The organism is Bordetella petrii (assembly GCF_017356245.1).
In the GTDB taxonomy this organism is placed as follows: domain Bacteria; phylum Pseudomonadota; class Gammaproteobacteria; order Burkholderiales; family Burkholderiaceae_B; genus Bordetella_A; species Bordetella_A petrii_D.
This window is the reverse complement of sequence record NZ_JAFMZZ010000001.1, coordinates 381,934-403,458: the sequence shown is the minus strand read 5'-3', so window position 1 is coordinate 403,458 and position 21,525 is coordinate 381,934. Positions and strand designations below refer to the sequence as shown.

Annotated in this window: 19 protein-coding genes; 16 read left to right on the top strand and 3 right to left on the bottom strand. The window is 67.4% G+C overall.

The features are described 5' to 3' along the window. Positions 1-9 precede the first annotated feature (9 nt). On the top strand, positions 10-1,299 hold the full coding sequence (locus tag J2P76_RS02005; protein WP_207404145.1) for an NAD(P)/FAD-dependent oxidoreductase: 1,290 nt from the start codon (positions 10-12) through the stop codon (positions 1,297-1,299). On the opposite strand, the gene J2P76_RS02000 is transcribed toward J2P76_RS02005, so the two are convergent. After that, the gene (locus J2P76_RS02000) at positions 1,296-2,654 is read right to left on the bottom strand and encodes a sensor histidine kinase (protein WP_207404144.1); all 1,359 of its coding nucleotides are present in this window, start codon (positions 2,652-2,654) and stop codon (positions 1,296-1,298) included. The genes J2P76_RS02005 and J2P76_RS02000 overlap by 4 nt on opposite strands. After that, positions 2,642-3,319: a response regulator gene (locus J2P76_RS01995; RefSeq protein ID WP_207404143.1), complete on the bottom strand. Its 678-nt coding sequence runs from the start codon at positions 3,317-3,319 to the stop codon at positions 2,642-2,644. Before J2P76_RS01995 ends, J2P76_RS02000 begins: the two co-directional genes overlap by 13 nt. Positions 3,320-3,455: 136 nt before the next feature. On the opposite strand from J2P76_RS01995, the gene J2P76_RS01990 reads away from it, so the two are divergent. Continuing rightward, positions 3,456-4,214 carry a MipA/OmpV family protein gene (locus J2P76_RS01990; protein WP_207404141.1) on the top strand — a complete coding sequence of 253 codons (759 nt, stop codon included), beginning with the start codon at positions 3,456-3,458 and terminating at the stop codon, positions 4,212-4,214. A gap of 35 nt (positions 4,215-4,249) precedes the next feature. Here J2P76_RS01990 and J2P76_RS01985 read toward each other — a convergent pair whose 3' ends face one another. Beyond that, complete coding sequence (locus tag J2P76_RS01985; RefSeq protein WP_207404139.1) at positions 4,250-7,135, bottom strand: valine--tRNA ligase; 2,886 nt, start codon at positions 7,133-7,135, stop codon at positions 4,250-4,252. Positions 7,136-7,460: 325 nt separating this feature from the next. On the opposite strand from J2P76_RS01985, the gene ndk reads away from it, so the two are divergent. The 14 genes from ndk (at position 7,461) to J2P76_RS01915 (ending at position 21,509) form a co-directional block, all read left to right on the top strand. Then, on the top strand, positions 7,461-7,886 hold the full coding sequence (ndk, locus tag J2P76_RS01980; protein WP_207404138.1) for a nucleoside-diphosphate kinase: 426 nt from the start codon (positions 7,461-7,463) through the stop codon (positions 7,884-7,886). Positions 7,887-7,914: 28 nt separating this feature from the next. Further along, on the top strand, positions 7,915-9,060 hold the full coding sequence (rlmN, locus tag J2P76_RS01975) for a 23S rRNA (adenine(2503)-C(2))-methyltransferase RlmN (protein WP_207404136.1): 1,146 nt from the start codon (positions 7,915-7,917) through the stop codon (positions 9,058-9,060). Then, on the top strand, positions 9,057-9,560 hold the full coding sequence (locus J2P76_RS01970; RefSeq protein ID WP_207404134.1) for a helix-turn-helix domain-containing protein: 504 nt from the start codon (positions 9,057-9,059) through the stop codon (positions 9,558-9,560). The genes rlmN and J2P76_RS01970 overlap by 4 nt, the downstream gene beginning before the upstream one ends. Before the next feature lie 13 nt (positions 9,561-9,573). Further along, entirely contained in the window at positions 9,574-10,860 is a 1,287-nt protein-coding gene (gene ispG, locus J2P76_RS01965) for a flavodoxin-dependent (E)-4-hydroxy-3-methylbut-2-enyl-diphosphate synthase (protein ID WP_207404132.1), read from the top strand. A 55-nt stretch (positions 10,861-10,915) separates the two neighbouring features. Further along, a complete protein-coding gene (gene hisS, locus J2P76_RS01960; RefSeq protein WP_207404130.1) occupies positions 10,916-12,193 on the top strand; it encodes a histidine--tRNA ligase in 1,278 nt (425 codons plus the stop codon). A 1-nt stretch (position 12,194) separates the two neighbouring features. Beyond that, positions 12,195-12,833, top strand: a complete 639-nt coding sequence (locus J2P76_RS01955) for a YfgM family protein (RefSeq protein ID WP_207404128.1) — start codon at positions 12,195-12,197, stop codon at positions 12,831-12,833. A gap of 4 nt (positions 12,834-12,837) precedes the next feature. Continuing rightward, positions 12,838-13,995: an outer membrane protein assembly factor BamB gene (bamB, locus tag J2P76_RS01950; protein WP_207404126.1), complete on the top strand. Its 1,158-nt coding sequence runs from the start codon at positions 12,838-12,840 to the stop codon at positions 13,993-13,995. Between the two features lie 22 nt (positions 13,996-14,017). Beyond that, positions 14,018-15,373 carry a ribosome biogenesis GTPase Der gene (der, locus tag J2P76_RS01945; RefSeq protein ID WP_207404124.1) on the top strand — a complete coding sequence of 452 codons (1,356 nt, stop codon included), beginning with the start codon at positions 14,018-14,020 and terminating at the stop codon, positions 15,371-15,373. A 3-nt stretch (positions 15,374-15,376) separates the two neighbouring features. Then, positions 15,377-16,450, top strand: a complete 1,074-nt coding sequence (gene hisC, locus J2P76_RS01940; protein ID WP_207404123.1) for a histidinol-phosphate transaminase — start codon at positions 15,377-15,379, stop codon at positions 16,448-16,450. Positions 16,451-16,598: 148 nt separating this feature from the next. Then, entirely contained in the window at positions 16,599-16,835 is a 237-nt protein-coding gene (hfq, locus tag J2P76_RS01935) for an RNA chaperone Hfq (protein WP_012248943.1), read from the top strand. 81 nt (positions 16,836-16,916) lie between these two features. Beyond that, the gene (gene hflX / locus J2P76_RS01930) at positions 16,917-18,023 is read left to right on the top strand and encodes a GTPase HflX (protein WP_207404122.1); all 1,107 of its coding nucleotides are present in this window, start codon (positions 16,917-16,919) and stop codon (positions 18,021-18,023) included. Then, the gene (gene hflK / locus J2P76_RS01925) at positions 17,989-19,266 is read left to right on the top strand and encodes an FtsH protease activity modulator HflK (RefSeq protein ID WP_207404121.1); all 1,278 of its coding nucleotides are present in this window, start codon (positions 17,989-17,991) and stop codon (positions 19,264-19,266) included. Before hflX ends, hflK begins: the two co-directional genes overlap by 35 nt. A gap of 18 nt (positions 19,267-19,284) precedes the next feature. Then, positions 19,285-20,172: a protease modulator HflC gene (gene hflC, locus J2P76_RS01920; protein ID WP_207404120.1), complete on the top strand. Its 888-nt coding sequence runs from the start codon at positions 19,285-19,287 to the stop codon at positions 20,170-20,172. Positions 20,173-20,351: 179 nt separating this feature from the next. Beyond that, a complete protein-coding gene (locus tag J2P76_RS01915) occupies positions 20,352-21,509 on the top strand; it encodes an ATP phosphoribosyltransferase regulatory subunit (RefSeq protein WP_207404119.1) in 1,158 nt (385 codons plus the stop codon). The last annotated feature ends 16 nt before the right edge of the window (positions 21,510-21,525 follow it).

Here is a 21,525-nt window from a genome sequence, read left to right as displayed (position 1 = left end):
GGAGCCGCCATGGCGCAAGCGCCATATCCGCTGTCGCATTCCCTGTGGGCCGCCACGGCGGCCCCGCCGCCCGATACCGCGGCGCTGCCGGGGTCGGCGCAGGCCGACGTGCTGGTCATCGGCGGCGGATATGCCGGGCTGAGCACCGCGCTGCACCTGGCCGAGCGCGGCGTCGACACACTGCTGCTCGAAGCCCGCGAGATCGGCTTCGGCGGCTCGGGCCGCAACGGCGGGCAGGTGATCCCCGGGCTGAAGTACGATCCCGACGATCTCGTACGCATGTATGGCGCGGAACGCGGCGAGCGCCTGGTGCAGTTCGCCGGCGGCACGGCCGACATGGTGTTCGGCCTGATCGAGCGGTATGGCATGGACGTGCCGCGCGAACGCGCCGGCTGGATCCAGGGGGCGCACACGCCGCAGGCGCTGCGCGTCGCGCAGGCGCGGGCCGAACAGTGGGCGCGCCGCGGCGTGGCCGCCCGCTGCCTGGACAAGGCGCAGGTGGCCGCGCTGACCGGCACCGACCGCTACCTGGGGGGCTGGATCGACCCGCGCGCCGGCGCCATCCAGCCCCTGAGCTATGTGCGCGGGCTGGCCCGGGCCGCGCTGGCGGCGGGGGCCCGCGTGCATACCGACACGCCGGTCACGGCCCTGCGGCGCGACGGCGGCCGGTGGGTGGCCGCCACGGCCGGCGGCGGCCAGGTGACGGCGCAGCGCGTCGTGATGTGCACCAACGCCTATGGCGCAAGCCTGTGGCCTGGGCTGCGGCAATCCATCATCGATGCCAATACCTTCCAGGTGGCCACACAGCCGCTGCCCGACGACGTACGGGCCATGATTTTCCCGAAGGGCGGCGTGTGTTCGGACACGCGCAACCTGCTGCTGTATTTCCGGCTGGACCATCAAGGCCGGCTGTTGATGGGCGGCCGCGGCCCGTTCCGCGAGCCCAGGGGGGCGCAGGATTGGGCGCACCTGGAACGCGTGCTGGCCAAGCTGTTTCCGCAGGCGGCCGGCATGCCGTTCGAATACCGCTGGTGCGGCCGCGTGGCGGTTACCCGCGATTACCTGCCGCACCTGCATGAACCGGAGCCCGGCCTGCTGATCGACATCGGCTGCCAGGGGCGGGGCGTAGGCCTGCAGACCGCCATGGGCCGCGCGCTGGCGGCCTATACCGCTGGCGACGGCCCGGATGCCCTGCCGGTGCCGCTGACCCCCATCAAGGGTTTCCCGCTGTATGGCTTGCGGCGCGTATATGTCAATGCCGTGGTGGCCTGGTACCGCATGAACGACGGCGGGGTCTAGCGCCGCTTTCCGCCCAGCCGGACCGACACCCCCAGCCCGCGGCCGTCCAGCCCGGCGGTGCACCAGGCTGTTCCGCCATGCAGGCGGGCGATCTGCGCCACCAGCGCCAAGCCGATGCCGCTGCCGCGCGGGCCGCCGCTGGCGCCGCGGCTGCGGTAAAAGCGCTCGAACAGGCGCGGCCATTCGGCTTGCGGCACGCCCGGCCCGCTGTCGGCCACACTCAGCAGGGCGCCGCCGCCGGGGGCGGGGGCGCAGCGCACTTCGATGCAGCCGCCTTCGGGCGTGTACCGCACCGCGTTGTCCATCAGGTTGCTGACCAGGATGCCGATGGCGTCGATATCGCCGTTCACGACACAGGCCTGAGTGTCCAGGATGATGCGCTGCCGCTTGCCGCGGGCCGCCGATTCGTAGTCGCGCACGCACATCGATATCAGCGCGGCCAGGTCGACCGGCGTGGCGGGGCACCGCTCGATCGCATCCAGGCGGGCCTGGTCCAGCAGTTGCTCGGACAGCCGCGTGGCGCGGCGCGCGACCGCCAGCAGCCCGTCCAGCGCCAACTGGCGCGAGCCACTTTCGCTGGCGTCGCGCGCCAGTTCGGCGTGGGTGGTCAGGGCCGCCAGCGGCGTGCGCAGTTCATGCGCCGCATCGGCGATGAAGCGGCGCTCGCGGTTCATGGCGGTTTCCAGCCGGGCCAGCAGGCGGTTGACCGACACGATCAGCGGCTGCAGTTCGGCGGGCATGCCTTCGTGCGGCAGCGGGGCCAGGTCGAAGGGGTCGCGCGACAGCAGGGCGGCGCGCAGCCCGTCCAGGCGGGCCAGGGTGCGGTTGACCACAAAGTGCAGTGTCAGCGTCAGCAGCAGGAACAGCAGCGCCGATGCTTTCAGGCCTTGCCACAGCCAGTCGCGAAACTCGGCGCGCCGGTCCGCCAGCGCGATGCCGACCTGGATCTGGATCCGGTTGTCCACGTCGCTGGAGGCATACATGCGCCATGGCTGGCCGTTGACCGTCACGTCGGCATAGCCGTTTTCGAAGCGGTCGTTCAAGGGCTTGGCCGGCGCGCCCGGAGAGCGCGCCAGCTGGCGGCTGCCGTCTCGCGTCCAGATCTGGAAATTGATCTGAGTGTCGAACGACATCTTGCCGCCATCGTCGGGTTCGAAGCCGATGGGCCCTTTGGCCTCGGTCAGCGAGAGCGGCAGCGAACGCATCGCGACGTTGGCCACTTCATGCAGCTTCTGGTCCCAGACGCCGGTCTGGGTGCGCCCCTGCTCGTAGGCGAACCAGGCGAACCAGCTCGCCCAGTTGACCGCCAGGGCCAGCAGCAGGCCCAGCAGCAAGCGGCGTTTCAGGGAAGGCAATCGGATGCCTCGCCGAGCCGATAGCCATAGCCATGCACGGTAGCGATGATGTGATCGCCCAGTTTGCGGCGCAGCTGGTGCACATAGACCGCGATGGTATTGCTTTCGATGGTGCCGTGTCCGCCGTAGACGGCGTCTTCCAGCTGCTCGCGCGTCATGCTGCGCCCCGGGCGCTCCATCAGCGCCAGCAACGTCAGGTATTCGTGCTGGCTGAGCGTGACTTCGGCGCCGTCGCGCCGCACCTGCCGCGTGGCCGGGTCCAGGGTGACGCCTGCGCAGGCCAGCAGCGGCGTGACGCGATTGCGGCTGCGGCGCAGCACCGCCCGCAGGCGCGCCAGCAGTTCGTCGAGCTGGAAGGGCTTGACGATGTAGTCGTCGGCGCCGGCATCCAGGCCGCCGATGCGCTCGCTCAGCTGGTCGCGCGCGGTAACCAGCAGGACGGGCGTGGCGTCGTAGCGGGCCCGCAGGGCGCGCAGCACCGATAAGCCCGATTCGCCGGGCAGGCCGACGTCCAGCAACACGGCCGCATACGCGGACCCGGCCAGCGCCAGGCGAGCCTCGGCGGCGTCGCGCGCCCAGTCGACCGTGGCGTCGAGCTTTTGCGCCAGGCCGGCCTGCATGGCCATGCCCAGCATGGAGTCGTCTTCCACCAGGAGTATGTGCACGCGTTTTCGTCCATTGGGGCCGTGCCGCGCAGTATGCCGCATGGCCATTAAAAACTATTTAAAACCCTGCCGGCACAATTCCGAACCGAAGGCTGGGGCCGCATGGCGCGGCCCGCCGATATTAAAAGGAATTGCAATGCAACGCGGAATGCAGTGCGTGGCCGCCTTGGCCCTGCTGGGTGCGGCGGCCGGCCAGGGCGCGCAGGCGCAGAATTTCATCGGCGCGGGGGCCGCCTTCCTGCCCGAATACGACGGCGCCAAAGATTACCGCTTCTTGCCGGTGCCGCTGATCAACTACGAAAACGGCAATTTTTTCATTTCGCCGCGCGCCGGGCTGCCCGCCACGGGCCTGAAATGGGATCTGGCGCAGGATGTGACGGCCGGGCTGTTCCTGGGCATGAGCCTGGGACGCGACGATGACGACGCCGACAGGATCAAGGGCCTGGGCGATATCGACTTCCATGGCGTGTACGGCGCCTACATGGAATGGCATCCCGGCCGGTTCTCGCTGGGTGCCGCCTATCGCCAGGCCATGCGCAGCGGCTACGGAGGCACGCTGGAACTGCGCACCAGCTACCGGGTGCTGCAGTCCAGCCGCCACATCGTCACCGTGGGCGCCAGCACCCTGTGGGCCAGCCACGACGACATGCAGACCTGGTTCGGCGTAACCCGCTCGCAGGCCGCCGACAGCGAAGCCGGCCTGAAACCGTATTCGGCCTCGGCTGGTTTCAAGTCGGCGGCGCTGTTCGCCAACTGGCGCTACAGCCTGAACAAAGACTGGGCCGTTATCACGACGGTGGGCGTCAACACGCTGCTGGGCGACGCGCGCGACAGCCCCATTGTCGAGCGTGAAACCAGCGCGTTCGGCTCGCTGGGCCTGACCTACTCGTTCTGAACCGGCCGGGGCCGCGCCGGCCCCGGCATCGCGGATCAGCCCAGCTTGACGCGCTGTTCGCGCACCTTGGCCAGGGTTTCATTGAACTGCGCCAGCCTGGCCTTTTCCTGCTCGACCACGGCGGCCGGCGCGCGCTCGACGAAGCTGGCGTTGCCCAGCTTGCCGGCCGCCTTGGCCGCCTCGCCCTCGAGGCGCACGATTTCCTTGTCCAGGCGGGCGCGTTCGGCTGCCACGTCGATCTCGACGTGCAGCATCAGGCGCGCCGTTCCCACCACTTGCACCGGCGCGCCGGCGTCGGGCAGGGTGTCGACCACGTCGACCTGGCTCAGCTTGGCCAGCGCCGCCAGGTAGGGGCCGTTGCGCTGCAAAGTGGCGGCCTCGCCCTGCGCCACCAGCGGCACCCGCTGGGCGGGCGACAGGCCCATTTCGCCGCGCAGCGCGCGCACGGCCTCGACCTGGGCCTTCAGTTCCGCGACATCGGCTTCGGCTGCGAGGTCGACGGCATCGGCATTGCTGCGCGGGTAGGGCTGCACGCTGACGCTGTCGGCCGCATCGGCCTGGCGCTTGCCGGCCGCCACCGATACCTTTTGCCAGAGCGCCTCGGTAATGAACGGAATGATGGGGTGCGCCAGCCGCAGCACGGCCTCCAGCACGCGGATCAGCGTGCGCCGCGTGCCCAGCTGCTGGGCCGGCGTGCCTTGCTGGATCTGCACCTTGGCCAGCTCGACATACCAGTCGCAGTATTCATCCCACACATAGCGGTACAGGGCATTGGCCACGTTGTCGAAGCGGTAGTCGGCAAAGCCGCGCTCGACCTCGGCTTCCAGGGCCTGCAGCTGGCTGACGATCCAGCGGTCGGCGAACGACAGCTCGGCCGGCTGGTCGCCGCCCAGTTCGTGGCCCTCGGTGTTCATCAGCACATAGCGGGTGGCATTCCAGAGCTTGTTGCAGAAGTTGCGGTAGCCCTCGCAGCGCTTCAGGTCGAAGTTGATGTTGCGGCCCAGCGTGGCGTAGGCCGCCATGGTGAAGCGCAGCGCGTCGGTGCCGAAGGCCGGGATGCCGTCGGGGTACTGGCGGCGCGTGGCTTTTTCGATGGCGCCGGCCTGTTTGGGGTTCATCAGGCCGTAGGTGCGCTTGGCCACCAGGCCATCGAGGTCGATGCCGTCGATGAGATCGACCGGATCCAGCGTGTTGCCCTTGGACTTGCTCATCTTCTGGCCGTCGGCGTCGCGGATCAGGCCGTGCACGTACACGTGCTTGAACGGGATCTGGCCGGTCAGGTGGGTGGTCAGCATGACCATGCGCGCCACCCAGAAGAAAATGATGTCGAAGCCCGTGACCAGGACGCTGGACGGCAGGTAGCGCCGCAGGTCGGACGTGTCTTCGGGCCAGCCCAGCGTGGTGAAGGGCACCAGCGCCGACGAGAACCAGGTATCCAGCACGTCGGCGTCGCGCGTCAGCGGGCCGGCGACGCCGGCGGCGCGCGCCTGCTCTTGCGCCTGCGCCTCGGTATGGGCCACGAACACCTGGCCGTCTTCCGAATACCAGGCGGGGATCTGGTGGCCCCACCACAGTTGCCGCGAGATGCACCAGTCCTGGATGTTGTTCAGCCACTGGTTGTAGATGGTGGTCCAGTTCTCGGGGTAGAACTTGATGCGGCCGTCGGCCACCACGTCGAGCGCCACCTGGGTGATGCTCTTGCCCGGATGCCGCGTGCCTTCGGGCGCGGGCTTGCTCATGGCTACGAACCACTGGTCGGTCAGCATGGGCTCGAGCACCACGCCGGTGCGGTCGCCCTTGGGCTGCATCATCTTGTGCGGCTCGACCTTCACCAGGTACTGCTCGGCCTCGAGCTGGGCCACCACGGCCTTGCGGGCCTCGTAGCGCTCCAGGCCCTGGAACTGCTTCGGCCCATTTTCATTGATGTGCGCGTCCAGCGTGAAGATCACGATCAGGGGCAGATCGTGGCGCAGCGCGCAGGCGTAGTCGTTGAAGTCGTGGGCGCCGGTGATCTTCACGCAGCCCGTGCCGAACTCCGGGTCGACGAAATCGTCGGCAATGATGGGGATATTGCGGTCGCACAGCGGCAGCTCGACCATCTTGCCCACCAGGTGCTGGTAGCGGGGGTCTTCCGGGTGCACGCACAGCGCGCCGTCGGCCAGCATGGTCTCGGGGCGGGTGGTGGCGATGGTCATGCCGCGCAGGGTGACTGTCTGGCCGTCTTTGTCGACGATGGTCTGGGGGCCGTCGACGAACGGATACAGGATGTGCCACATGTAGCCGTCGACTTCCTCGGATTGCACTTCCAGGTCGGAGACGGCGGTCAGCAGCTTCGGGTCCCAGTTGACCAGCCGCTTGCCGCGGTAGATCAGGCCCTGCTGGTACAGGCGCACGAAGGTTTCCACCACGCCGCGCGACATGCGGTCGTCCATGGTGAAGTATTCGCGCGGCCAGTCGGCCGACGCGCCCAGGCGGCGCACCTGGCCGGTAATGGTATTGCCCGACTGCTCTTTCCATTCCCAGACTTTCTCGACGAATTTCTCGCGGCCGAGGTCGTGGCGCGAAATCTTCTCGGCGTCCAGGCGGCGCTCGACCACGATCTGGGTGGCGATGCCGGCGTGGTCGGTGCCCGGCACGAACACCGTGTCGTCGCCGCGCATGCGGTGGTAGCGCACCAGCCCGTCCATGATGGTCTGGTTGAACGCATGCCCCATGTGCAGCGTGCCCGTGACGTTGGGGGGAGGGAACTGGATGACATAGGGCTGGGGGTCGGTCCCCGTTTTTACGTGCTGGCCAGCGGCGAAGTAGCCGCGCCGCTCCCATTCGGCGTACCAGCGCGCCTCGAGTTCGGCGGGCTCGAAGCTTTTGGGCAGGTCGGCGGGGTCGGTGTCGGGCGGGATCGGGGCTGCAGCGTCAGTCATTACGGGTTCCGGCAAAAAAGCGGGGGGCGGGCCGATAGGCGGCCAAGCAAACATGCGATTTTAAGATGTATTGGGGTCTTGACGGCGTGTTAGAATGCCGGGTTACTGTAAACCTTTCAGAAGTCCCTGTTTTTATTAATCTATTTAAGAAAACCGTGGCGGTCGCCGGAAAGTTCCGGAACCTTGTGAAAGGGCCCAGTCTCGAATCCAGTCCCGGAATGCAGCGCCCGGGGGCGGGCCAACCTACCGTTGCCACGGTCCGGGCCAGGCCTGCGTGGCGCGCAACCATCAACCGAAAAACAGTCAAACCCAGTTTGGAGTTTCCATGTCTGTCGAACGCACTCTCTCGATCATCAAGCCCGACGCCGTTGCCAAGAACGTCATTGGCCAGATCGTCGCCCGCTTTGAAAACGCCGGCCTGAAAGTCATCGCCGCGCGCCTGCAGCAATTGTCGCGCGCCGACGCCGAGCGCTTCTACGCCGTGCACAAAGAACGCCCCTTCTTCAAAGACCTGGTCGACTTCATGGTGTCGGGCCCGGTGTTCGTGCAAGTGCTCGAAGGCGAAGGCGCCATCCAGAAAAACCGCGACCTGATGGGCGCCACCGATCCCAAGAAGGCCGCGCCGGGCACCATCCGCGCCGATTTCGCCGACAGCATCGATGCCAACGCCGTGCACGGCTCCGACGCCGCTGAAACGGCCGCCGTCGAAGTCGCGTTCTTCTTCCCCGAAATCAACATCCACAGCCGTTGATCCGGGTCGCTTGCGCCTGATGCACGTCATGGAAACCGCCGAACGCGTCAACCTGCTGGGCCTTGATGGCGCCGCCCTGTCCGAACTGGTCGGACAATGGGGCGGCAAGCCGTTTCGCGCCCGCCAGTTGCAGCGCTGGATGCACCAGCGCGGCGCCGACTCGTTCGACACCATGACCGACCTGGCGCGCGATTTCCGCGGCCAGCTGGCGCAGCATTGCAGCATCCAGGCGCTGCCGGTCAACACCGAGCAGCGTTCGTCCGACGGCACCCGCAAGTGGCTGTTCGACGTGGGGCAGGGCAACGCCATCGAAACCGTCTTCATCCCCGAAGACGACCGCGGCACGCTGTGCGTGTCCAGCCAGGCGGGCTGCGCGGTCAACTGCCGTTTCTGTTCCACCGGGCATCAGGGCTTCAACCGCAACCTGACGTCCAGCGAAATCATCGGCCAGCTGTGGTGGGCCAAGCGCGTGCTCGAAGCCGACGCCGGCACCGCGCGGCTGGGCGGCGCCGGCAACGACGACACGCGCGTCGTCAGCAATGTCGTCATGATGGGCATGGGCGAGCCCCTGCTCAACTACGACCAGCTGCTGCCCGCCCTGCGCCTCATGCTCGACGACAACGCCTATGGCCTGTCGCGCCGCCGGGTCACCGTGTCCACCTCGGGCGTGGTGCCCATGATGGACCGCCTGTCGCGGGACTGCCCCGTGGCGCTGGCCGTGTCGCTGCACGCCCCCACCGACGCGCTGCGCGATGAACTGGTCCCGCTCAACAAGAAATACCCGCTGGCCGAGCTGCTGGCCGCCTGCGAACGCTATCTGGCCAGCGCGCCGCGCGATTTCATCACCTTCGAATACTGCATGCTCGACGGCATCAACGATACCGACCAGCATGCCAAGGCGCTCATCCAGGTGGCCCGCCAGGTGCGCTGCAAGCTCAACCTGATTCCGTTCAATCCGTTTCCGGCCTCGGGCCTGAAGCGTTCGCCGTCGGCCCGCGTGAAAGTCTTCGCGCAAAGGCTGATGGACGCCGGCATCGTCACCACGGTGCGCAAGACGCGCGGCGATGACATCGACGCGGCCTGCGGCCAACTGGCCGGCGAAGTGCGCGACCGCACGCGCGTTGCCCAGCGCAACGCCGGCCGTACCATTCCCATTGCACAGGTGCAGGCATGACGCAGGAGCTCGACCCGGCTGTTTCCGCAAGCGAATCCCCCGTGCAGGCCCAGGCGCACGCCGCCACGGTGGGCCAGGCGCTGCAGGCGCTGCGCGTGGCGCGTGGCTGGTCGCTCGAGGAAGTCTCCAGCCGCATCAAATTCTCGTCGCGCCAGATCCAGGCGCTCGAAAACGAGCAATGGGCCAAGCTGCCGTCGGGCGTGTCGCTGCGCGGGCTGATCCGCAGCTATGCGCGCCTGCTCGACGCCGATGCCTCGGCCATCGTCGCTTCGCTCGAAACGCAAATCGCCGCCGCGCCGGCGCCCGCCTCGGGACACCGCATCCCGCGCCCCATGGCGGTGCCGGTCCAGCCGCACGACGACGAGCGCGGCGGCATGCCCTGGGGCTGGCTGCTGGTCATCCTGGTTCTGCTGGTCGCGCTGATCGTCTATGCGTTCTGGCAGGGCTGGCTGCCCGCCGAATGGCTGCCCACGGCCTGGTTTTCCCGGGTGAATCCGTAATACCGGTGTACGCATGCAACAGCCGTCTCCGCCCTGCCTGGATGTTCCGCCGCCCGAAGTAGGGGCCGCGCAGCGCCGGCCCACCCGTTCGGTCACCGTCAAATGGGGCGACCGCCAGGTCGTCATTGGCGGCGCGGCGCCGGTCGTGGTGCAATCCATGACCAACACCGACACCGCCGACCCCATCGCCACCGCCATCCAGGTCAAGGAACTGGCCCAGGCGGGGTCCGAGCTCGTGCGCATCACGGTCAACACCCCCGAGGCCGCGCGCGAAGTCATCGCCATCCGCGAGCAGCTCGACCGCATGGGCGTGTCCGTGCCGCTGGTGGGCGATTTCCACTACAACGGCCACAAGCTGCTGACGCAGTTTCCCGATTGCGCCCAGGCGCTGTCCAAATACCGCATCAATCCCGGCAACATGGGCGGCGGCAAGCGGCGCGACGACAATTTCGCCCAGATGATCGAAGTGGCATGCCGCCACGACAAGCCGGTGCGCATCGGCGTCAACTGGGGCAGTCTCGATCACGAGCTGATGGCGCGCAAAATGGACGAAAACAGCCGCCGCGCGCAGCCCTGGGAAGCCCAGGCCGTGATGCGCGACGCGCTGGTGGTCTCGGCCATCAGCAATGCGCAGCGCGCCGAAGAACTCGGCCTGCGCGGCGATGCCATCATCCTGTCGTGCAAGGTCAGCCACGTGCAAGACCTCATTGCCGTCTATCGCGACCTGTCCGCGCGCTGCGATTACCCGCTGCACCTGGGCCTGACCGAAGCGGGCATGGGCAGCAAGGGCATCGTCGCCTCGACGGCGGCGCTGGCGGTGCTGCTGCAGCAGGGCATCGGCGACACCATCCGCATTTCGCTCACCCCCGAACCGGGCGGCGACCGAGCCCGCGAAGTCATCGTGGCGCAGGAAATCCTGCAAACCATGAACCTGCGGGCGTTCACGCCCATGGTTGTGGCCTGCCCGGGCTGCGGGCGCACCAGCAGCACGTTCTTCCAGGAACTGGCCGACAGCATCCAGTCGTACCTGCGCCGCCAGATGCCGATATGGCGCGCGCGCTATCCAGGCGTCGAAAGCATGAACGTCGCGGTGATGGGGTGCGTGGTGAACGGCCCCGGCGAAAGCCGCCACGCCGATATCGGCATCAGCCTGCCCGGCACGGGCGAAGTGCCGGCGGCGCCGGTGTTCATCGACGGCGAGCGCACGGTCACCCTGAAGGGCGAGCGCATCGCCGAAGAATTCCAGACCATTGTCGAAGACTACGTCGCGCGCCGCTACGGCGCGCAGGCCACACACTGAAAAAGGGCTGAGCCGCCAGGCGCCCCGCGGCGCGGGCCGTCGCGGCATGAAGAAGATGACGCAAGCTTTCCAGAAAGTCGCCGCCATACGCGGCATGAACGACGTACTGCCCGGCGACGGCGCGCGCTGGGAACAATTCGAAGGCATCGTGCGCGACTGGCTGCACGGCTATGGCTACCGCAACGTGCGCACGCCCGTACTCGAGCACACGCGCCTGTTCGCGCGCGGCATCGGCGAAGTCACCGACATCGTCGAAAAAGAGATGTACACCTTCACGGATGCGCTCAACGGCGATTCGCTCACCATGCGGCCCGAAATGACCGCCGGCGTGGTGCGCGCCAGCATCGAGCACAACCTGCTCTACGACCGGCCGCAGCGCGTCTACAGCATCGGCCCCGTGTTCCGCCATGAGCGCCCGCAGCGCGGCCGCTACCGCCAGTTCCACCAGATCGACGTCGAGGCCCTGGGCTTTGCCGGCCCGGACGTCGACGCCGAGCTCATCGTCATGCTGGCGCGCCTCTGGAAGCGCCTGGGCCTGGCCGACGTGCGCCTGGAACTGAATTCGCTGGGCCAGCCGGCCGAGCGCGCCGCCCATCGGGCCGCGCTCATCCAGCATCTCGAACGCCACCGCGACATCCTCGACGAAGACGGCCAGCGCCGCCTGTACAGCAATCCGCTGCGCGTGCTCGACACCAAGAACCCCGCCATGCAGGCCATGGCCGACAGCGCGCCGCGCCTGTTCGATTTCCTGGGCGACGAATCGCGCGCCCACTTCGACGGCCTGTGCCAGCTGCTGGCCGATGCCGGCATCGAATACCGGCTCAACCCGCGCCTGGTGCGCGGGCTCGACTACTACAACCTGACCGTCTTCGAATGGGTCACCGACCGCCTGGGCGCCCAGGGCACGGTGTGCGGCGGCGGCCGCTACGACGGCCTGGTCGAGCTGCTGGGCGGCAAGCCCGCGCCCGCGGTCGGCTTTGCCATCGGCATGGAGCGCCTGCTCGACCTCTGGGAACAGAGCGTGCCGCCGACGCCCGTGCCCGAGTGCGAGGTCTACCTGGTGCACCAGGGCGAAGATGCGCAGCGCCTGGCCGCGCGCGTCGGCGAACAACTGCGCGATGCCGGTTTGTCGGTCATCGTGCATGCCGGCTCGTCCGGCTTCAAATCGCAATTCAAGCGGGCCGACGCCAGCGGCGCCCGTGTTGCGGTTATTCTTGGCAGCGATGAAGTGGCCGCCGGCACCGCCAGCGTCAAGTTCCTGCGCGCCGGCGAAGCCGAGCAGCAGCAGGTCGCGCTGGACCGTCTGGCCGATGTTTTGAAATCCAAGGGTTAGCATGGCATACGATCTCGAAGAACAGGAACAACTCGACGCAATCAAGGCCTGGTGGGCGCGCTACGGCACGCTGGTGGTCACCCTGGCGGCCATCGCCGCGCTGGCCTGGGGCGGCTGGTGGGGCTGGAAGGCCTACCAGTCGCACCGCGCCAACCAGGCCATGGGCTATTTCGAGGCCCTGGAAGACGCGGCTCGCCTGGGCGGCGCTGATGCCGCGGTGCGCATCAAGGCCGCGGCTTCGACCCTGCGCAGCGACTACCCGTCCACCGGCTATGCGGCGCGCGGCGCCCTGGTCGCCGCCCACGCGCTCGAACAGCAGAACGATGCCGCTGGCGCGCGCGAACAGCTCGAATGGCTGGCCGGCCAGCCCAAGCAGGCGGCGCTGCAGCCGGTGGCGCGCGTGCGCCTGGCCGGCCTGCTGCTCGATCAGAAGCAATACGACGCCGCCCTGGCGCAGCTCGACAACCCGCCGCCGGCTTTCGCCGCCCTGTACGCCGATCGCCGCGGCGATATCCTGGCTGCCCAGGGCAAGCATGAAGATGCCCGCAAGGCATGGCAGGCCGCGCTCGACGGGCTCGGCGCCGCCGATCCCCTGCGGCAAGCCGTGCAATTGAAACTGGATGCCCTCAGCGGAGCCTGACCGTATGCTTAATTTCCGCCCTGGCCGCGTGTGGCGCGGCGCCGCCCTGGCCGCCAGCCTGCTCGCGCTGGCCGGCTGCTCGATGTTCTCCAGCAACGACGACCGCTACGAGCCCGCGCCCCTTACCGAATACGCGCCCGGCATGTCGGTGCGCACCGTGTGGTCCACGTCGGTGGGCAGCGGTTCCGGCTTCGGCTTCGTGCCGGCCGTGGTGGGCGACTCGGTCTACGCCGCCACGCCCGACGGCTCGGTCGCCAAGCTCGAGCTGGCCAGCGGCCGCGTGCTCTGGAAAGCCGATGCCGACACCAAGCTGTCGGCCGGCGTCGGCAGCGACGGCACCACTACCGTGGTTGCTTCGCCGCTAGGCGAAGTCATCGCCTTCGACGACACCGGCAAGGTCAAATGGAAAGCGCAGGCTTCCAGCGACGTCTCCATTGCTCCGGTGGTCGGCTATGGCGCCGTCGTGGTGCGCAGCGGCGACTACCGCATCCAGGCGTTCAATATCGAAAACGGCGAGCGCCTCTGGAGCCTGCAGCGCCCGGGGCCGGCCCTGGCCCTGCGCAGCAACGCGCAAATGGTCATGGCCGAAGGCCTGGTCATCACCGGCCTGCCGGGCGGCAAGCTGCTGGCCATCAACGTCGGCAGCGGCAACGTCCAGTGGGAAGGCACCGTGGCCACCCCGCGCGGCGCCAGCGACCTCGAACGCCTTACCGACGTGGTCGGCGCGCCGCGCATCGCCGGCAACCTGCTGTGCGCGGTGGCGTACCAGGGCCGCATCGTCTGCTTCGATGTCACCCAGGGCGGCCGCCCGCTGTGGGCCAAAGATTTCTCCAGCGCAAGCGGCATGGCGCTGGATGGCCAGTTCGCCTACGCGCCCGACCAGCATGGCGTGGTCAACGCTTTCGCGCTCGACAGCGGCACCAATGTCTGGAAGCAGGCCGCGTTGAAAAACCGCAAGCTGACCTCGCCGGCCCTGTTGGGCAGCGCCGTGGCCGTGGGCGACCTGGACGGCTATGTCCACTTCCTGTCGCGCAGCGACGGCACCCTGCTGGCCCGCATGTCGGTGGGCGGCGATGCCGTTGTCTCGCCCCTGCAAACCACGCCGCAGGGCCTGCTGGTGCAGAACGGCAACGGCAACCTCGTGCTGATCGGCACCAACTAACTCTTACTTCGCCAGTCCTACCGTGTCTTTCAAGCCCGTCGTCGCCCTGGTCGGCCGCCCCAATGTGGGCAAGTCGACCCTCTTCAACCGCCTGACGCGTTCGCGCGCGGCGCTGGTTGCCGATTATTCCGGCCTGACGCGCGATCGCCACTACGGCGAGGGCAGGGTGGGCGACACGCCCTTCATCGTCATCGACACCGGGGGCTTCGAGCCGGTGGCCAAGACCGGAATCCTGCGCGAAATGGCGCGCCAGACCAGCCAGGCCATCGCCGAGGCCGATGTGGTGGTGTTCCTGGTCGACGCGCGCGCCGGCGTCAATGCGCATGACCACGAAATTGCCCAACTGCTGCGCAAATCGGGCCAGCAACGGGTGGTGCTGGCGGTCAACAAGGCCGAAGGCATGGGGGTGGGCAACGCCACCAGCGAGTTCCATGAACTGGGTCTGGGCACGCCTCATCCGATTTCCGCCGCGCATGGCGACGGTATCGTCGATCTCATCGGGCTGGCGCTCCAGGACCTGGTCGAGCCCGAACCCGAGCCCGATCCCGACGCCGCCGACCTGCCGCCCGACCACCGCATCAAGCTGGCCATCGTCGGCCGGCCCAATGTGGGCAAGTCCACCCTCATCAATACGCTGCTGGGCGAAGAGCGCGTCATCGCCTTCGACCTGCCGGGCACCACGCGCGACGCCATCGAGATCGATTTCGAGCGCGACGGCCGCAAGTACACCCTGATCGACACTGCCGGGCTGCGCCGCCGCGGCAAGGTATTCGAGGCGGTGGAAAAATTCTCGGTCATCAAGACGCTGCAGGCCATCGAGGCCAGCAATGTGGTGCTGCTGATGCTCGATGCCCAGACCGAGGTCTCCGAACAGGACGCCCACATCGCCGGATTCGTGCTTGAAACAGGCCGCGCCGTGGTCGTGGCCATCAACAAATGGGACGGCCTCGACATCGACCAGCGCGAGCGCATCGAACGCGAGTTCCAGCGCAAGCTGCGCTTCCTGTCGTTCGCGCCCACCCACACCATTTCGGCCCTGAAGGGGCAGGGCATCAAGCCGGTGCTCAAGTCGGTGGTGTCGGCGCATGCCGCCGCTTTCGCCAAGCTGTCCACGCCCAAGCTCACGCGCGAGCTGCACGCCGCCGTCGAGCAGCAGCCGCCGCCGCGCAAGGGCATTTTCCGGCCCAAGATGCGCTATGCGCACCAGGGCGGGCAGAACCCGCCGCTGGTCATCATCCACGGCAATGCGCTCGATGCCATTCCCGATTCTTATCGCCGCTACCTGGAAACCCGTTTCCGCGACGCCTTCAAGCTGGCCGGCACGCCGTTGCGCATCGAGTTCAAGTCATCGCGCAATCCTTACGCGCAGGAAAACTGATCCATGAGCCGTTACTGGAGTCCCGTCGTAGGGACACTCAGTCCCTATGTGCCGGGCGAACAGCCCAAGCTGCAAGACCTGGTCAAGCTCAATACCAACGAACATCCGTTCGGCCCGTCGCCCAAGGTGCTGCAGGCCATGCGCGCGGCCTGCGACGACAGCCTGAAGCTGTACCCCGATCCGGGCTCCGAACGGCTGCGCCAGGCCATCGCCGCCCATTTCAAGGTCGAGTCCGGCCAGGTCTTCGTGGGCAATGGCTCTGACGAAGTGCTGGCGCACGCCTTCCTGGCGCTGCTCAAGCACGATGGCCCGCTGCTGTTTCCCGACATCACCTACAGCTTCTATCCGGTGTATTGCGGCCTGTACCAGATCGCCAGCCAGGCGGTGCCGCTGACCGAAGATTTCTGTATCGATGTGCAAGATTACCTGCCGTCCGCCGGGCGCGGCGCGGGCGCCATCATCTTCCCGAACCCCAACGCGCCTACCGGCCGGGCGCTGGCCCTGGACGACATCGAGCGCATCGTGGCGGCCAACCCGGACATCCCGGTGGTCATCGATGAAGCCTATGTCGATTTCGGCGCCGAATCGGCCGTGCCGCTGGTGTCCCGCCACGACAACCTGCTGGTCATCCAGACGCTTTCCAAGTCGCGTTCGCTGGCCGGCCTGCGGGTCGGTTTCGCCATCGGCAGCCGGGTGCTCATCGAGGCGCTCGAGCGCGTCAAGAACAGCTTCAATTCCTATCCGGTCGACCGCCTGGCCGAAGCCGGCGCCGTGGCGGCAATCGAGGATACGGCGTATTTCGAGCGCACCCGCCAGGCAGTGATCGCCACGCGCGAGGCCCTGGCCGGCCAGTTGCAGGCCCTGGGGTTCCAGGTGCTGCCATCGGCCGCCAATTTCGTCTTCGCCCGCCACCCCGGGCACGACGGGGCCGCCCTGGCCGCCGCGCTGCGCGAGCGCAGCATCATCGTGCGCCATTTCAAGCATGCCCGCATCGACCAGTTCCTGCGCATCACCGTGGGCACCGAAACCCAGTGCGCGCGCCTGGTCGAGGCCCTGAAAGGCATTCTGGCGGGCTGAAAAACTGGCCGGGGCCGGCGCCCCGGCCGTCCTGACACCTTATGAAAGAATTTGCCCCTCGGGGCAAGTGGCACGGGCCGGGAAAACCCTGTAGAGTACATATTTCGGCGCCTGCCACCACTCAAAACAAACAATTGGAGCCTGGCCAATGAGCAATAAAGGGCAAACTCTGCAAGATCCGTTTCTGAACACGCTGCGCAAAGAACATGTGCCCGTGTCCATCTACCTGGTAAACGGCATCAAGCTGCAAGGGCAAATAGAATCTTTCGATCAATACGTGGTGCTGCTGCGCAATACCGTGACGCAAATGGTGTACAAGCACGCCATTTCCACCGTCGTTCCCGCGCGCGCCGTCAATTTCCAGGTGGATGTTCCCGCTGAATAATCGTCAAGCTCCGGCTGTACCTTTTCCTGCCCGCCGCACGGCTCGTGTCGGCGGGCATTTTCGCTGTAGCGGGGCAGGCCCATGCGTGCGCTGATCATCAGTGTCGACCTCGGCAGCCCCGACTTCGCCGCGCATGCCGAAGAATTCGCCATGCTGGCGCGCGGGGCAGGGGCCGAAATCGTCGGCACCGTCACGGTGCGGCGCGATCGCCCCGACGCCAAGTTCTTCATCGGTTCCGGCAAGGTCCAGGAAGCCGTGGCCACGGCCGGCGCGCTGCTGGCCGACATCGTGCTGTTCGACCAGCCCCTGTCGCCCGCGCAGCAGCGCAACCTCGAGCGCGAGTTCAACCTGCGGGTGGTCGACCGGGTCGCCCTCATCCTCGACATCTTCGCCTTGCGCGCCAAAAGCCACGAGGGCAAGCTGCAGGTCGAACTGGCGCAGCTGCAGCACCTAGTCACCCGCCTGACCCGTCTCTGGACCCACCTCGAGCGCCAGCGCGGCGGCATCGGCATGCGCGGGCCGGGCGAGTCCCAGCTCGAAATGGACCGCCGCATGATCGGCGCCAAGGTCAAGGTGCTGCGCGAACGGCTCGACCGCGTCGAGCGCCAGCGGGTCACGCAGCGGCGCGCCCGGGCGCGCGGCGGGGCGCTGTCGGTGTCGCTGGTGGGCTATACCAACGCGGGCAAGTCCACGCTGTTCAACGCCCTGACGCGCGCCGGCGCCTATGCGGCCGACCAGCTGTTCGCCACCCTCGACACCACCACGCGCCGCATCTGGATCGAAGGCACGGGTTCGGTGGTGCTGTCCGACACGGTGGGGTTCATCCGCGACCTGCCGCCCAACCTGATCGCCGCCTTCCGCGCCACGCTCGAAGAAACCATCCATGCCGATGTCCTGCTGCATGTGGTGGACGCGGCCAGCCCGCAGCGCGATGAACAGATCGCCGAAGTCGACAAGGTGCTGGCCGAAATCGGGGCCGGCTCGATTCCCACCATTCTGGTGCACAACAAGATCGACCGCGCGGGGCTGGCTCCCCGGGTCGAACGCAATGCCCATGGTACGATTGCGCGAGTATTCGTAAGCGCTACCGAGCGCGCCGGTCTGGATGCGTTGCGCGGGGCAATTGCAGAGATCGGCCAGATTGTGGGAAACAATGCCTCGAATCACCAAACTCTTCAATCTGAATGACCCTGGCTGGGGTCGCGGCAACAATAATGGGGCCGAGCCTCCCAAGCGTCCCAAGGGCAATGGCGACGGCCCGCCCGACCTCGACGAGGTCTGGCGCGACTTCAACAACCGCGTCGGTTCGCTGTTCGGGCGCAAGGGCGGGGGCGGCGGCAACCGCGGCGGCATGACCCCGCCATCGCCGCGCGGCGCCCGCATCGGCCTGGGCCTTATCGCCCTCGTGCTGGTGCTGCTGTGGCTGGCCAGCGGCTTCTTCATCGTCCAGGAAGGCCAGGTCGCGGTCGTGACCCAGTTCGGCAAATACAAAAGCACCGCGCCTCCGGGCTTCCAGTGGCGCCTGCCGTACCCCATCCAGAACGCCGAAACCGTCAATATCTCGCAACTGCGCACGTTCGAGGTCGGCTTCCGCGGCGGTTCGCGCAACAAGGTGCTGCCCGAGGCCCTGATGCTGACCACCGACGAGAACATCGTCGACATGCAGTTCGTGGTGCAGTACCGGCTGCGGGCCGACGGCGCGCCCGATTACCTGTTCAATATGCGCGACCCCGACGAGTCGGTGCGCCAGGCTGCCGAAACCTCCATGCGCGAGATCGTCGGCAAGAAGCCCATGGATTTCGTTCTGTACGAAGGCCGCACCGAAGTCGCCGTCGAAGTGCAGAACCTGATGCAGCAGATTCTCGACCGCTACAAGTCGGGCATCCAGGTCAGCACCGTGGCCATCCAGAACGTGCAGCCGCCCGAGCAGGTGCAGGCCGCGTTCGACGACGCCGTCAAGGCCGGCCAGGACCGCGAACGCCAGATCAACGAAGGCCAGGCCTACGCCAACCAGGTCATTCCGCTGGCCGGCGGCCAGGCTTCGCGCATGCTCGAGCAGGCCGAGGGCTACAAGGCCAAGGTCATCGGCGACGCCCGCGGCGACGCGGCGCGCTTCACCAGCATCCTGGCCGAATACGAAAAGGCGCCCAAGATCATGCGCGAGCGCATGTACCTGGAAACCATGCAGCAAATCTTCTCGCGCGCCAGCAAGGTCATGGTCGACACCAAGAACAACAGCAACATGCTGTACCTGCCGCTCGACAAGATCATGCAGCAAGCCGCGCGCGACGCGTCGGTCAAGCCGACCGCGCTGCCCGGCGCCAGCCAGCCCACCGTACCGCAGCCGCCTGCGCGCAGCACCGGCGCAAGCTCGTCCGGCAATACCGGCAGCAACAGCAACACGCTGTCTCGCGACCGCCTGTCGCGTTAATCCGGAGAAGCCCAGAACATGCAACGTTTCATGCCCATCCTGGTCGGCCTCCTGCTGGTGCTGGCCGCCCTGTCTTCCTGCGTATTCATCGTGCGCGAGCGCGACTACGCCCTGGTGTTCTCGCTGGGCGAGGTGCGCAAGGTCATCAGCGAGCCCGGCCTGTACTTCAAGGCCCCGCCGCCGTTCCAGAACGTCGTCACCATCGACAAGCGCATTCTCACCATCGAGTCGAGCGACGCCGAGCGCATCCAGACTTCCGAAAAAAAGAACCTGCTGATCGATTCCTACGTCAAGTGGCGCATCGCCGATCCCCGGCTGTATTACGTCACCTTCGGCGGCAACGAGCGCGCGGCGCAAGAGCGCCTGCAGGCGCAGATCCGCGACGCGCTCAACGCCTCGGTCAACGTGCGTACCGTCAAAGAAGTCGTGTCGGCCGAGCGCGACAAGATCATGAGCGAAATCCTCACCACGGTCGCCAAGCGCGCCGAACCGCTGGGCGTGGAAGTGGTCGACGTGCGGCTGCGCCGCATCGAGTTCGCGCCCGAGATCTCCGAATCGGTCTATCGCCGCATGGAGGCCGAGCGTACCCGCGTGGCCAATGAACTGCGCTCGATCGGCGCGGCCGAAAGCGAGAAAATCCGCGCTGAAGCCGACCGCCAGCGCGAAGTCATCCTGGCCGAGGCCTATGCCAAGGCACAGACCGTCATGGGGCAGGGCGATGCCGAGGCCAGCGGCATTTATGCGGCCGCCTTCGGCAAGAATCCCGACTTCTACACGTTCTACAAGAGCCTGGAAGCCTACCGGTCGTCGTTCTCGAATTCCAGCGACGTGCTGGTGGTCGACCCCAGCTCGGAATACTTCCAGTACCTGAAAAGCTCCACCGGCCAGGCCGCGCCGGCCAAGTAGCGGCGGCCATGTCCAGCCCGCGGGGCGCCTTGCCGGCGCCCTGCACAAGCGCCCAAACCATGTACAATATCGCGTAAGCTAGAAAACATTCCGCATGCGGCTGAGCGGGCTTACGCCCCTCAGCCGCTTTTGTTTTGGGCGCTGCCCACGCATTTCAGGTGTCATTCAGGTAAACACTCATGGGTAACTGGTTGCTGCCCGAGAGCCTCGCCGACGTGCTTCCCGCCGAGGCCCGGCGCATCGAGGAACTGCGCCGCGAACTTCTCGACCTTTACCGTACATACGGCTTCGAGCTGGTCGCGCCACCCTTGGTCGAGTACATCGATTCGTTGCTGTCCGGCACCGGCAGCGACCTGAATCTGCGCACCTGCAAGCTGATCGACCAGCTGTCCGGCCGTACCCTGGGGGTGCGGGCCGACATGACCCCGCAAGTCACCCGCATCGACGCCCACCTGCTCAACCGGGCCGGCGTCACGCGCCTGTGCTATTGCGGCAATGTGCTGCATGCGCGGCCGGCCGACCTGCTGTCCAGCCGCGAGCTGTTGCAGATCGGCGCCGAAATCTACGGCCACGCAGGCTTCGAGGCCGACCTCGAAATCATCTCGCTGGTGCTCGACACCGCGGCCACCGCGGGCTTGCGCCAGACGCGACTCGACCTCTGCCACCCGGGCGTGGTGCGGGCCATTCTCGATGCCGATCCCGCCGCTGCCGCCTGTGTCGAAGACATCATCCTGCTGCTGCGCGAAAAAGACGTGCCGGGCCTGGCCGAGCTGGCGCGGCGCGACTGCGGCATCCGCCCCGACACCGTTGCCGCCCTGCAGCGCCTGCCCGGCCTGTACGGCGGCCCCGATGTGCTCAAACAGGCCCGCCGCGACCTGCCCCTGCTGCCCGGCGTGGCGGCGGCGCTCGACGCGCTGCAGGCCGTCATCGACGCCATGCCCGACGTCACGCTGGGCGTCGACCTGGCCGACATCGGCGGCTACGGCTACCACTCGGGCGTCACCTTCGCGCTGTACGCCGAAGGCTGGCACGATGCGCTGGTCAGCGGCGGCCGCTACGACGACGTCAGCCGGGCTTTCGGGCGGGCGCGTCCCGCCACCGGTTTCAGCCTCGACCTGCGCAAGCTGGCGCGCGGGCTGCCGCCGGCCGGCCGGGCCCGCGCCGTGCGCGCGCCCTGGGGGCAGGATGCCGCCCTGGCCGCCGCGGTGCGCCAGCTGCGCCGCGCGGGCGAAATTGTCGTCCAGGTGCTGCCCGGCCACGAGCAAAGCCAGGATGAGTTCATCTGCGATCGCGAACTGGCGCTGCAAGACGGCGCCTGGACGCTTCGGACGTTGTAAAACTGACTCCCTCTTG

What these genes read in the sequence shown, in the direction of transcription:
- J2P76_RS02005 (WP_207404145.1), top strand. Translation starts at nt 10, where the DNA reads ATGGCGCAAGCGCCATATCCGCTGTCGCATTCCCTGTGGGCCGCCACG.
- J2P76_RS01990 (WP_207404141.1), top strand. Translation starts at nt 3,456, where the DNA reads ATGCAACGCGGAATGCAGTGCGTGGCCGCCTTGGCCCTGCTGGGTGCG.
- J2P76_RS01985 (WP_207404139.1), bottom strand. Translation starts at nt 7,135, where the DNA reads ATGACTGACGCTGCAGCCCCGATCCCGCCCGACACCGACCCCGCCGAC.
- ndk (WP_207404138.1), top strand. Translation starts at nt 7,461, where the DNA reads ATGTCTGTCGAACGCACTCTCTCGATCATCAAGCCCGACGCCGTTGCC.
- rlmN (WP_207404136.1), top strand. Translation starts at nt 7,915, where the DNA reads ATGGAAACCGCCGAACGCGTCAACCTGCTGGGCCTTGATGGCGCCGCC.
- J2P76_RS01970 (WP_207404134.1), top strand. Translation starts at nt 9,057, where the DNA reads ATGACGCAGGAGCTCGACCCGGCTGTTTCCGCAAGCGAATCCCCCGTG.
- ispG (WP_207404132.1), top strand. Translation starts at nt 9,574, where the DNA reads ATGCAACAGCCGTCTCCGCCCTGCCTGGATGTTCCGCCGCCCGAAGTA.
- hisS (WP_207404130.1), top strand. Translation starts at nt 10,916, where the DNA reads ATGACGCAAGCTTTCCAGAAAGTCGCCGCCATACGCGGCATGAACGAC.
- J2P76_RS01955 (WP_207404128.1), top strand. Translation starts at nt 12,195, where the DNA reads ATGGCATACGATCTCGAAGAACAGGAACAACTCGACGCAATCAAGGCC.
- bamB (WP_207404126.1), top strand. Translation starts at nt 12,838, where the DNA reads ATGCTTAATTTCCGCCCTGGCCGCGTGTGGCGCGGCGCCGCCCTGGCC.
- hisC (WP_207404123.1), top strand. Translation starts at nt 15,377, where the DNA reads ATGAGCCGTTACTGGAGTCCCGTCGTAGGGACACTCAGTCCCTATGTG.
- hfq (WP_012248943.1), top strand. Translation starts at nt 16,599, where the DNA reads ATGAGCAATAAAGGGCAAACTCTGCAAGATCCGTTTCTGAACACGCTG.
- hflX (WP_207404122.1), top strand. Translation starts at nt 16,917, where the DNA reads ATGCGTGCGCTGATCATCAGTGTCGACCTCGGCAGCCCCGACTTCGCC.
- hflK (WP_207404121.1), top strand. Translation starts at nt 17,989, where the DNA reads ATGCCTCGAATCACCAAACTCTTCAATCTGAATGACCCTGGCTGGGGT.
- hflC (WP_207404120.1), top strand. Translation starts at nt 19,285, where the DNA reads ATGCAACGTTTCATGCCCATCCTGGTCGGCCTCCTGCTGGTGCTGGCC.
- J2P76_RS01915 (WP_207404119.1), top strand. Translation starts at nt 20,352, where the DNA reads ATGGGTAACTGGTTGCTGCCCGAGAGCCTCGCCGACGTGCTTCCCGCC.